Source organism: Reichenbachiella versicolor, assembly GCF_003171675.1.
In the GTDB taxonomy this organism is placed as follows: Bacteria; Bacteroidota; Bacteroidia; order Cytophagales; family Cyclobacteriaceae; genus Reichenbachiella; species Reichenbachiella versicolor.
This window is the reverse complement of sequence record NZ_QFZQ01000005.1, coordinates 431,697-443,477: the sequence shown is the minus strand read 5'-3', so window position 1 is coordinate 443,477 and position 11,781 is coordinate 431,697. Positions and strand designations below refer to the sequence as shown.

General features: G+C 36.7%; 11 protein-coding genes. 4 read left to right on the top strand and 7 right to left on the bottom strand.

Features of this window, described 5'->3' with window-relative positions; translation table 11 throughout:
- Positions 1 to 75: 75 nt before the first annotated feature.
- Complete coding sequence (locus tag DKG80_RS12390; RefSeq protein WP_109831658.1) at positions 76 to 1,104, bottom strand: quinone-dependent dihydroorotate dehydrogenase; 1,029 nt, start codon at positions 1,102 to 1,104, stop codon at positions 76 to 78.
- A gap of 241 nt (positions 1,105 to 1,345) precedes the next feature.
- Positions 1,346 to 1,975 (bottom strand): peroxiredoxin, encoded by a 630-nt coding sequence (locus DKG80_RS12385; protein ID WP_109831657.1) that lies wholly within the window; start codon positions 1,973 to 1,975, stop codon positions 1,346 to 1,348.
- Positions 1,976 to 2,183: 208 nt separating this feature from the next.
- Here DKG80_RS12385 and DKG80_RS12380 point away from each other — a divergent pair, with 208 nt between their 5' ends.
- Both DKG80_RS12380 and DKG80_RS12375 read left to right on the top strand, forming a co-directional pair.
- Positions 2,184 to 3,338: a DUF6588 family protein gene (locus DKG80_RS12380; RefSeq protein ID WP_109831656.1), complete on the top strand. Its 1,155-nt coding sequence runs from the start codon at positions 2,184 to 2,186 to the stop codon at positions 3,336 to 3,338.
- A 190-nt stretch (positions 3,339 to 3,528) separates the two neighbouring features.
- A complete protein-coding gene (locus DKG80_RS12375; protein WP_162555854.1) occupies positions 3,529 to 6,141 on the top strand; it encodes a DUF5916 domain-containing protein in 2,613 nt (870 codons plus the stop codon).
- 40 nt (positions 6,142 to 6,181) lie between these two features.
- Here the strand turns inward: DKG80_RS12375 and DKG80_RS12370 are convergent, their stop codons facing one another.
- Together DKG80_RS12370 and DKG80_RS12365 are read right to left on the bottom strand one after the other, a co-directional pair.
- Positions 6,182 to 6,703, bottom strand: coding sequence for a hypothetical protein (locus DKG80_RS12370; protein WP_109831654.1), 522 nt, complete (start codon positions 6,701 to 6,703; stop codon positions 6,182 to 6,184).
- 100 nt (positions 6,704 to 6,803) lie between these two features.
- The gene (locus tag DKG80_RS12365; RefSeq protein ID WP_109831653.1) at positions 6,804 to 7,688 is read right to left on the bottom strand and encodes a M23 family metallopeptidase; all 885 of its coding nucleotides are present in this window, start codon (positions 7,686 to 7,688) and stop codon (positions 6,804 to 6,806) included.
- A gap of 136 nt (positions 7,689 to 7,824) precedes the next feature.
- Between DKG80_RS12365 and DKG80_RS12360 the strand changes: the two genes are divergently transcribed.
- Positions 7,825 to 8,208: a BlaI/MecI/CopY family transcriptional regulator gene (locus tag DKG80_RS12360; protein WP_109831652.1), complete on the top strand. Its 384-nt coding sequence runs from the start codon at positions 7,825 to 7,827 to the stop codon at positions 8,206 to 8,208.
- Positions 8,201 to 9,577 carry a peptidoglycan DD-metalloendopeptidase family protein gene (locus DKG80_RS21375; RefSeq protein WP_245907005.1) on the top strand — a complete coding sequence of 459 codons (1,377 nt, stop codon included), beginning with the start codon at positions 8,201 to 8,203 and terminating at the stop codon, positions 9,575 to 9,577. Before DKG80_RS12360 ends, DKG80_RS21375 begins: the two co-directional genes overlap by 8 nt.
- 70 nt (positions 9,578 to 9,647) lie before the next feature.
- Here the strand turns inward: DKG80_RS21375 and hisIE are convergent, their stop codons facing one another.
- The 3 genes from hisIE to hisA form a co-directional block, all read right to left on the bottom strand.
- Positions 9,648 to 10,241 (bottom strand): bifunctional phosphoribosyl-AMP cyclohydrolase/phosphoribosyl-ATP diphosphatase HisIE, encoded by a 594-nt coding sequence (hisIE, locus tag DKG80_RS12350; RefSeq protein ID WP_109831651.1) that lies wholly within the window; start codon positions 10,239 to 10,241, stop codon positions 9,648 to 9,650.
- Between the two features lie 74 nt (positions 10,242 to 10,315).
- Positions 10,316 to 11,071, bottom strand: coding sequence for an imidazole glycerol phosphate synthase subunit HisF (gene hisF / locus DKG80_RS12345; protein WP_109831650.1), 756 nt, complete (start codon positions 11,069 to 11,071; stop codon positions 10,316 to 10,318).
- Entirely contained in the window at positions 11,061 to 11,780 is a 720-nt protein-coding gene (gene hisA, locus DKG80_RS12340) for a 1-(5-phosphoribosyl)-5-[(5-phosphoribosylamino)methylideneamino]imidazole-4-carboxamide isomerase (RefSeq protein ID WP_109831649.1), read from the bottom strand. The genes hisF and hisA overlap by 11 nt, the downstream gene beginning before the upstream one ends.
- Between the last annotated feature and the right edge of the window lies 1 nt (position 11,781).

Below are 11,781 nucleotides of genomic sequence, written 5' to 3'. Positions count from 1 at the left end.
TACGGCTTGTAAATTAATTAAAACAGAGTCAAAAGACAGATAAACATTGCTGCTATGGATTGCTGATGACTTTGATTAAAGTTTAATCTTTTTGAGAATATCATGAATTAAACCTGGTCCTTCATATATGAAGCCACTATAGACCTGTATTAGACTGGCGCCTGCATCAATTTTTTCTTGAGCCGACTGGGCTGAATTAATGCCACCTACTCCTATAATTGGGAAAGTACCTTTAGATTTTTCATGGAGGAATCTAACGACCTCTGTTGATCTTTTTTGTACAGGCTTTCCGCTAAGTCCACCAGCTCCAATCTCTTCTATCTTGATTTTAGGCGATTGTAGACCTCCTCTGTCAATAGTTGTATTAGTCGCGATGACACCAGCGATTTTCGTTTCTTCCACGATCTCTACTATATCCATTAGTTGGTCATCAGTCAAATCAGGAGCAATCTTAAGTAGTATTGGTTTTGGAGTATTTTGTTTATTGTTCTCTTCCATTAGGCGATTCAGAATATCAGATAGAGGTTTTTTCTCTTGAAGTTCTCTCAACCCCGGAGTGTTTGGTGAGCTTACATTGACGACAAAGTAATCCACCACATCAAAAAGTTCATTAAAGCAGATTAAGTAATCATTGACAGCTTCTTCGTTTGGTGTGACTTTGTTTTTACCTATGTTACCACCGACTAGAATATTGGATTTTCTCTTTAACAATCTTTGCTTAGCAGCTTGAACACCATCATTATTGAAACCCATTCGGTTGATTAAAGCTTCATCTTTTGGGAGTCTGAATAATCTTGGTTGCGGATTACCAGGTTGACCTTTAGGAGTGATTGTGCCAATTTCAACAAATCCAAAGCCCATAGCAGCGAAAGCGTCAATAGCCTCTGCATTCTTGTCAAGTCCTGCAGCTAGTCCTACTGGATTGGGAAATTTTAAACCAAACAACTCCTTTTCCATGTTTTTTGATTTGCCACCGGATATAGCTTTTATGATACTTAATCCTCCAGGTACGCTATTCAAAAACTTTAACATACCAAAAGTCATGTGGTGTGCTTTTTCTGGCTTGAAGTTGAAAAGGAATGGCTTGATAAGAGACTTGTACATGGGTTTTCAAATTTGCTGCAAAGGTAATTTTTAAGGTCAAAGCAAGAAAAGAAAATTGCTCCTGATCTAGAGAGTGAAGCTGTAATTTGTTTCAAAAGCGAAAAGTTGTCTTGACGTGAAGTGGATTAGGAAAAGTACTTTGAATTTACCTTGCTTTTAACTGGTTAATGTGTGCCTAGAGACAAAAAAAGCCTTGTTCGATACTCGAACAAGGCTTTATATCAATATGTAAACTTAATTCTTAGTGATTAGAAAGGTAATCAGCAACACCTTCTTTAGTTGCTTTCATAGCGTCTTTACCTTCTTCCCAGTTAGCAGGACATACTTCACCATGTTTTTCCACATACTGAAGAGCGTCTACTAATCTGATCATTTCATCAATGTTTCTTCCCAATGGTAGGTCATTGATAGTTTCATGTCTTACCACACCTTCTTTGTCAATCAAGAAAGATCCTCTAAATGCAATAGGAAGACCAGTGAAAGCTAAGTTACCTTCTTCATCGTAATCCCAGTCTCCAGCTAAAACACCATAGTTGCTAGCGATAGTTTTGCTAGTATCTGCTACTAAAGGATAAGTAACACCTTCAATACCACCATTGTTTTTAGGAGTCATCAACCATGCAAGGTGAGTCTCCTCAGTGTCAGTAGATGCACCTACTACAGCCACACCTCTTTTTTCGAATTCAGCTAATTTTTCTTGGAAAGCCAAAATTTCAGTTGGGCATACAAACGTGAAGTCTTTTGGGTAAAAGAAAAATACTACTTCTTTTTGACCAATATACTGGTCTAAAGAAAATGATTCTACGATTTCATCTCCATTGATTACAGCTGGAGCATTGAATACAGGAGCTTTTTTACCTACGAGTGACATTTTAATTTCTTTTTAGTGTTTAAAATTTGTGATACAAAAGTAGAAGCATCAATTAGCATATCATCTAGTATCAGATAAATTTTGTTTATCGAAGTATAGATAGGTTTTGATCATGAATTAATGTCACTTTAATCGAGTAAGATCAGTACCTTTTATATTTATGATTAGATTTAAACCCGAATTTAGAATAGAACTAAACTAAATAATTATGAAAACTATGACTTTAAAGGTAAGTCTCGGAGCATTGCTTCTAGCTTGTACTTTAGGTTCAGTTAGCGCTCAGACTACCGTTCCAGATCCCGATGAACTAGATATTTCTCAATTTTTAAACGTACCATCAGAAGATGCAAGTAAATTGATTGGTGCTTATATGTCTCCACTCATGAGAGGCTTTGGTTTTGCTTCCAATGGTGGGTGGTACAATACTGCTAAGACACACAAAACTCTAGGGTTTGATTTAGGGATTACGTTATCTGCCGTCAAAGCTCCTGAAGAGGATTGGTATTACACCATTGATTCAGATGACTATGAATCTTTTAATGTTCGAAGTGGTAATAGAGGAGCTACAATATTCGGAAGCCCTGATCAGTCATATGAATTAGAGACTGATTATGTTATAGAAGGAGCTTCTTATACTTTACCTGATGGAACAGTTATTTCGAGTGGTGATATTACGGTTAGACAACCATTTTCAGCTCCTCCAGGAGTAGACTATGAATCTATTGGAGCTGGACAGGCTAGAGGATATGCAGTATTGCCCATGTTACAAGGAGGTATTGGTTTGATAAAGAATACTGATTTAAAAATTAGATGGATGCCTACAAGAGACTATTTCGATATCGGGCTTGAAACTGGGATGTTCGGATTAGGAGTGATGCATGATGTCAAGCAGTGGATTCCGGGTATTAAACATGTTCCAATAGATATTTCAGTTTTATTAGGATATAACAGAATCTATAATACGCTTGATTTGTCTCAATATACTACTGATATTTCTTATGTAAGCACAGAAAATGGTGAAGGAGAATTCAATATCAATTCATTTACCTACCAATTATTAGTTTCTAAAAAAATATCAATTCTGACTCTTTATGGAGGCTTTGGGTTGAGTACAGCTTCTATTGATTTAAAAGTACTGGGAGATTATGAATTAAGAGCATCAATAGTTGATGATTCAGGTACATCATATGATAACGTAGTCATTGAATTAGACTCTGACCCCGTAAACGAAAGCTTCACGGCGAATGCATGGAGTGGTAAATTGGGAGCTAGGTTGAATTTAGCAGTATTAACGTTACATGCAGACTACACTTTTCAGAATTATGGAATGTTGACATTTGGTTTAGGGTTTTCAATTAGATAATTCTACAAAAAATTGAAATTTGTTGAAACCGAGATGAGTAATCGTCTCGGTTTTTTTGTGTCACAATTTTGCTTTTTAATATGATTAAAGTCTTACCGTCTTAATTTTTCTTAAAAACGCTAGATCAAAGAAAAATTCTCAAGGTGTGATTCATTCATATTGCTAAATTGCGGGCAATTTTAATATTGCCGTGAAAAAACTCTCATTAGCCACTTTTCTACTTGGTTTTGCATTTTGTGCCCTTGCTTCCCAAGAGCCTAAGAATTCTTACTTTACAAAAAGGGTAGAAGGTGAAGTACCTTCGATTGATGGTGACTTCAAAGATCAGGCTTGGCAACAAGTAGATTGGTCTGTTGAGTTTACAGGTCATAGACCTAATTTTCGATCCATACCGAGCCAAGCTACTCGTTTCAAAATTTTATATGATGCTAAATTTCTATATGTAGCTATTAGAGCAGAGGATACACAGCCAGAGTTGATAGCTCAGCGTATGTCCCGTCGAGATGGTTTTGAGGGTGATTGGGTAGAAATTAATATTGATAGCTACCATGACCAAAGAACAGCATTCTCTTTCTCCGCTTCGGCGTCGGGTGTGAAAGGGGATGAATATGTTTCTAACAATGGTGAAAATTGGGATTCAACTTGGGATCCAATCTGGTATCTAGCTACCAAGGTGGATGGAGAAGGGTGGAATGCTGAGTTTAAGATTCCATTGTCTCAACTAAGGTTTGCGAATCTTCCAGAGCATGTTTGGGGTATTCAACTTACTCGAAGGCTGTTTAGAGAAGAGGAACGTTCAACTTGGCAGCCAGTAGATCCAAATGTAATTGGTTGGGTACATCATTTTGGTGAGCTGCGAGGAATTAAAGGGATTAAGCCTCAGAAACAACTAGAAGTACAGCCTTACATTGTTACGCAATTAGATACTTATGAGAAGGAAGAAGGGAATCCGTTCTTGGAAAGTGGTCAGGAGTTCAAAGTCAATGCAGGAATAGATGCTAAGTTTGGAATAACCTCTGATATCACACTTGACTTGACAGTTAACCCAGATTTCGGTCAGGTTGAGGCAGACCCGTCGGTTGTTAATTTATCTGCTTTCGAACAATTCTTTAGAGAGCAAAGACCTTTCTTTTTGGAAAGTAATAACCTCTTCGATTTTCCTACTAGCGGAGGTCCCAATAATCTGTTTTACTCGCGTCGAATCGGAAGATCAGCCCAAGGTAGTGTGGGGGATGATATAGAGTTTGAAAGTCGTACACCTCCGACCCGTATCTTGAGTGCTGGTAAGCTTACGGGCAAAAATAGTAAGGGCTTTTCTTGGGGATTTTTGACATCTCTTACCAATACTGTTCAATTAGAAACTAGAGATACGCTAGGTCAGGATAGCAAACAAAAAGTAGAACCCTTGACATTGTATAACTCAGGAAGAATACAGCAAGATTTTAATCAAGGTCAAACCGTGGCAGGAGCAATGCTTAATTACATGCAGCGATTTGATAATGAGGGTAATGACTTAGAAAAGTTACATGATAACGCCTTGTCAGGAGGATTAGATTTGATTCATTTTATTTTCAATAGGAAATATGGTTTTAAACTTCAAGTCAGTGGTAGTCAAGTTAATGGTAGCAAAGAGGCCATATTAAAAACTCAGGAGTCAAATGTTAGGCTCTATCAGCGACCCGATAATGATTATCGAAATGTAGATTCTACAAGAACAAGTTTGACTGGTACATCTAGCCGTTTTCAATTTGGTAAGAAGAGCGGAAGTTGGATTTGGGATGTAGGTTTTAATCATCGTTCACCTGGTCTAGAACTTAATGATATGGGTTTTTTGACCCATACCGATAATATTAATGCTTGGGCTTGGAATAGATATCGTATTCAAAAACAGACTAACTTTTTTAGACAACAGAGCTATGACTTTAGTTTTGAACAAACCTGGGACTTTGGAGGTAACCCAACTTATACGGGAGTAGGAACTAATATCAGATTAGAGACCAACGCACTTTGGCGAATTATTATTAATACTTGGCAAGATATTATGGTCGTTAGAAACGCTGACCTTAGAGGAGGGCCAGCTTTGAGAAGGCCTAATATTGGAGGATACGGGATTTCAATTTTTTCTAACAACCGAAAGAAATTCTTTGCTGGGTTTACTCCTAGAGTCAACATTGGAGAAAAGGATATGTTTCGCAGTGTCAGGCTATCTGGGAGAGTTATTTATCGTCCCACTGATGCATGGATGATCGAAGCAAGGCCAACTTATAGGTTTTATCAGGACAAACTTCAATATGTCGATGTCTTAAATGAAGAGACAGATCCCATTTATCTAATGGCTCAGATAGATGGGCATGAATACAGCGCGTCTTTTAGAGTTAATTATAACCTAACTCCCAATTTGACATTGGAGTTGTGGGCACAGCCTTTTATATCTATTGGTGAATACACACAATACAAAGAGGTGACGGATAGTAAGGCAGATAAAATATCTAAGCGATTTAGAAACCTAGGAGAGCATGTTCAGCCGAGTTCAGATGAAGATGACGTATTAACTCTGGTAGAAAATGGACAACAACTTGCATCATTTGATGATCCAGATTTCAATGTTGTCAATTTGAGATCCAATTTAGTTTTGAGATGGGAATATATTCCTGGGTCGACTCTGTTTGCGGTGTGGTCTACTAATGGCTCAGAGGATATAGATTCTAGAAGAAATGATTTTAGAAATTTATCTCCACAGCTATTCGAACTTGGAGGAAGTAGCACTTTTTTGATAAAGTATACTTATAGATTTGTAAGATGAAAAGGTTAGCACCAACGATGCTAACCTTTAACTAATAGAGTTATGTTATGCTAAGTCCATTCATTTTGTGAATCATCTTTTTGGAACGTTGTCGATGCTTCTTTTTAATCATGAGCATGGCATCTTGACCTTCAATCACCTTGAATTTTCTTCCTTTAAAAGTGACGTAATGATGGTTAGACTCCTGTGTAGTAACTAACTGATAACCATTAATGGTCTCCTTGAAGTTGAGATAATCCTCTTCTCCTTTGTCAAATCGAATTTTCAATACTTTGGGATCAATGTCCTCAGCAAGGCATTTTGTGTTTCCCTTAATTTTGATTTGATAATAGGTGATACCATTTCTGGTTTTGAGCATTCCTTCTGAAATATTCTCAGATACCAACCGAGACTGAATTTCTAGTAGAATTGTTCTATCTACATAGAATTGAATTTTTTCTATGTTCTTGGCATCATCAGATTGGATGACTTCTCTTGCTCCTTGATTGAAATAAGTACGGCAAGAAGATAATAATGAAACAAATAATAATACGATAGCGACTTTTAATATGTGCTTATTCATAGGATGAATTTTGGTTTACGAACACCCCTATGCCAAACACTATGCCGCTACTGTAAATCTGATTGCTAAAAAATGTTAAAGTTACTTTGCTGAATATTTTCTAGCGTGATATTAGTATTGGATAACCAATTCTAAGTATACTATTTTTAGCAATTGAATTAAGTCTACATAGGTAATCAATTGTAACCCCATACATGATTGAGATGTCCCAAAGTGTATCGCCAGACCTAATAATGTGTATTTTTTTTACCTTGCTTTTCATGGCTTCATCATAAGATTTACAGACTACGATTTCGCTTTGTTTTTTTGAACTGTGAAGAGCAGGACTAGCCCACTCTTTAGTTACCCAAATACTATTAGCCCTAATTTTATTGGAATTGTCAAACTTGAATAGGTACTCTGGGTTGATAAATACACCTTGATAGCTAACTTCTAAGTGCAGGTGACTTCCTCTAGAATTGCCAGTATTTCCCCCTTTACCTATGACTTGACCTTTTTTAACTAATTCATTGGCTTTTACTAAGGTTTTAGAAAGATGTGCATATCCTGTTTCAAGTCCGTTTGGATGTCTGATTACTACGATTTTACCATGTCCACGTCGGTAACGAACATAGCGCACTTTTCCTTCAAACATTGATTTTACATCATCACCAGTTATTAAGTCTATGTCAATACCTCGGTGAGCACGGTTATTTCTCCACCCATATCTAGAGGTGATTACTTTGTTCCTTAATATAGGCGAAGCATAGGTTTCACTCAAAAATGAGATACAGAATGGAAATTTTTGAGAATGTGATTTATAAGGATTGTAAACTTCATTTTGCCAAAAATCGGAGTTTACTTCTAGTTTTTGAGCAGTGTCTCTTTTAAGAATGAGTAAACTAGAGTCTAATGAAAAGCTAGTTGAGTCTTTAGGGTGAGCTGAGCTGATAAATACAACGGAATGTAGAATAAGCAGGAAAGCTAGATTTCTAATAAGTTTCATAGTCGTCGTGTTTTAGATTTATTCAAATTGAATTTCGGAGCAATTATAAATATATTGTTACGACTATAACTATAGTTGTAGTTATAAAATTATAAAAATAGTTTTACTACTACCTATATCGTTATATACTTGTATTATGAAAGAGTTGACAAAAGCAGAAGAACAAGTAATGCGTATTATATGGAAGCTAGAAAACGCTTTTTTGAAAGATGTAGTGGAGGAATTTCCGGAGCCAAAACCCGCATATACTACAGTTTCTACAGTGATTAGGGTTTTAGTTAAGAAGGAATTTTTAGGTTTTAAGACTTATGGTAAGGTAAATGAGTATTTCCCTAAAGTATCCAAAGATGTCTATTTCAAAGATCACCTTGGAGGAGTGATAAAAAATTTCTTTGATGGATCATCAAGAAAGTTCGCATCTTTTTTTACCGAAAATCAGGATATGAGTATTCAAGAATTAGAGCAGATGAAGGAACTATTAGAGTCTAAAATTGATGAGTTAAAGAAGAATGATGAGTAATCTAATCATCTATTTATTGAAAGTGAGCGCGGTATTTTCACTGTTCACATTGACATACATAGTGTTCTTTAGAAAGCTGACTTTTCATGGACTGAATCGAATTATTTTATTGCTTTCAATTCCACTTTCATTCTTAATACCAGTGTTGAATATTGACTTTCATTCTTCCATCATTCATTCAATTGAAGCGACGGAATGGATCGAGGATGAATTTTTTCCAGTAATAAATGAAGTCAAAGAAACGACTGAATCTGCTTCGATATCGTTTTGGCCGTATCTTCAATATTTTTACGGAATAGGCTTGTTGGTTTACCTATTAATACTCATTGTAAGCGTTTGTAAGCTCTTTCAATATACGCGTAGCTCTGTGAATTCTTCATTTCAAGGATATTCAATAGTAAAATCAAATGTACGGAGTGTTTTTTCATGCTTTAAATGGATTTTCGTTCCTGAAAATCAGCATCTCGATAGTGATCATCCAATGATGAAACACGAACTGGCTCATATAAGATTAAAGCATTCAGTGGACTTATTGGCAACAGAATTATTTATTGCTATCACTTGGTTCAACCCTTTCGTTTTTCTTTTTCGAAGGCTTCTAAGATCTGTACATGAGTTTCAAGCAGACGAGCAGGTGATAGCCAATTCAACTTCCAAATCTGAGTATCTCTCACTAATGCTTAAAAGTGTAATACCTGAGGAGCGTCTTAGTTTGACAAGTAGTTTCGGTAGTTCAAATACTATGAAAATTAGGGTTGAAATGCTGGCGAAGAAAAAGAGTAAAAGACTTAAGTTGGGTATATATAGTTCTTTAATACCGGTATTGATGTTGTCAACTATGGCTTTTAAGCAAAGTCATATTTCAAAAGTTGAAGACTATTTGCCAGAGTTTAGTGTCTTAGAAAGTGACTCGGTAGAAGAGTTGTTAGCTATTTCTGACAATGCTGTACCAAGTATTTCTCCTATTAAAGATGAAGATCTTACTCGTCTTTCTTCAGGGTATGGATATAGGATTCACCCGATATTCAAAGTAAGAAAATTCCATTCTGGAGTAGACTTTGCTGCTCCTAAAGGCACAAATATTTACGCTACAGCTGATGGAATTATTGTTCTGCTAAAGTCCGATTTTGATAAATTTGGTAAGCATATGCAAATCAACCATGGAAATGGTGTCTCTACATTCTATGCTCACATGGATGGCTTTGAGGTACAAGCAGGCCAAAAAGTAAAAAAAGGTGATATTATCGGCTTTGTTGGAAATACTGGAAAGTCCACTGCTCCACATTTACACTATGAAGTAATTGTAAATGGTGAAAAGGTAAATCCAGTTAAATATATGAAACCGAAAAGAGATAATTCAAAAAACTAAAAAACCAAAGAGTCCTTTCTGACCAAGTCTGGAAGGGCTCTTTGGTTTCCGTCACATAATTTAAAGTTGATTACTTATGCCTTTCTTCTAGGACTTTGACGACATCGTTCAGTTCATAACCTTTAGCTCTAAGCAGAATTAAATAATGATAAAGTAAGTCTGCAGATTCATTGAGGAAAAGCTCCTCATTATCATCTTTCGCTTCGATTACAACTTCTACCGCTTCTTCACCTACTTTTTGAGCCACTTTATTAATTCCCTTTTTAAAAAGAGAACTAGTGTATGACTTCTGCTCTTGATTGTCATAGCGGTCTTTGATGACTGATTCTAATGTGTTTAAAAATCCAAAATTTGGATTATTATCTTCTGCCCAGCAAGTATCGTCACCTTTATGGCAGGTAGGGCCGACTGGATTAGCCTGAATCAGCAGTGTGTCGTTATCACAGTCTAGTTTGATATTTACAAGTTCTAGGAAGTTTCCACTTTCTTCTCCCTTAGTCCAAAGTCTTTCTTTGGTTCTACTAAAGAATGTCACTTTCCCTTTTTCTTTGGTAGTGGCCAATGCTTCTTCATTCATGTAGCCAAGCATTAATACATTTTTAGTAGTGGCATCTTGTACTACCGCTGGAACTAGTCCATCTACCTTTTTCCAATCAATTTCCATAATTTGATATTGATGGTCTATAGATTATAGTATCAACCAAGGAGATTGGCTATGACTATTATCTATTGACTAATTTAAATTCTTATTGCAATTCCCTGATCTTTCAGTTCCTGCTTGAGTTTTGGTATTTCAATTTCTTTAAAGTGAAAAACGCTGGCCGCCAATGCTGCATCAGCCTTTCCTTCTTTGAATGTATCTGCAAAGTCTTGCATACTACCAGCTCCTCCTGACGCGATCACAGGAATATTGACCATATCAGAAATTTTTGCCAGAGCCTCATTTGCAAAGCCATTCTTAGAACCATCGTGATCCATTGATGTGAAAAGGATCTCTCCAGCGCCTTTATTTTCGGCTTCCTTTACCCAGTCAAATAAGTCGATCTCTGTGGGGACTTTTCCTCCAACTAAATGAACTTTCCATTTGCCATCAATTTGTTTGGCATCTACAGCAAGTACCACACACTGACTTCCAAATTGAGTAGCTAACTCCTCCAATACCTTAGGTTCTTTTACTGCCCAAGAGTTGATTGATATCTTGTCAGCGCCTCTATGGAGAAGTGTGTACACATCTTCTACCGATTTGATTCCTCCTCCTACGGTAAATGGTATATTAACCTTTTCGGCAACTCTTTCTACTAGGTCAGCAGTAGTTTTACGACCATCACCAGTCGCAGTGATATCAAGAAAAACTAATTCATCAGCTCCTTGTTCAGAGTAAGCAGCAGCTAATTCTACGGGGTCACCCGCATCACGTAAGTTGACGAAGTTGACTCCTTTCACGGTGCGACCGTCTTTGATATCCAAACAAGGAACTATTCGCTTAGTCAGCATAAGCTTCTAATTGTTTCAATGAAATTTTATTTTCATAGATGGCCTTACCTATAATAATACCGTCCATACTTAGCTCAGCAGCATCCTCTACATCTTTGATGTCTTTTACTCCACCACTAGCTATGATTTTTTGACTTGGGAATTCTCCGATCAAATCACGATACAAATCTACAGCTATTCCTTGAAGCATGCCGTCTTTGCTGATATCCGTGCATACCATATATTTATTACCCATAGATTCATATTCTTTGACAAGGTCGAACAAGTCTACTTTGGATTCTTCTTGCCACCCATTGATAGCAATTTTCCGATTTGTTGAATCTGCACTAAGAATAATTTTTTCAGCACCAAACCTCTTAAGCCATTCTTCAAATAGCTCTTTATTTTCCAGTGCAACACTTCCTAAGTTCACTTGAGAAGCACCAGCATTGAAAGCTATATCAATGTCCTTATCAGAACGAATACCACCGCCAAAGTCAATAGTAAGTCCAGTATTAGAAGCTATAGTTTCTAATACTGCAGCGTTTTTGATCTCACGAGCTTTTGAACCATCAAGATCTACAAGATGAAGATATTTGATACCAGCATCTTCAAATTCCTTAGCTACCTCTAATGGGTTTTCGTTGTATATTTTCTTTTGGTCGTAGTCACCTTTAGTTAAGCGAACACATTTACCATCTATCAAATCAATCGCTGGAATAATTCGCATG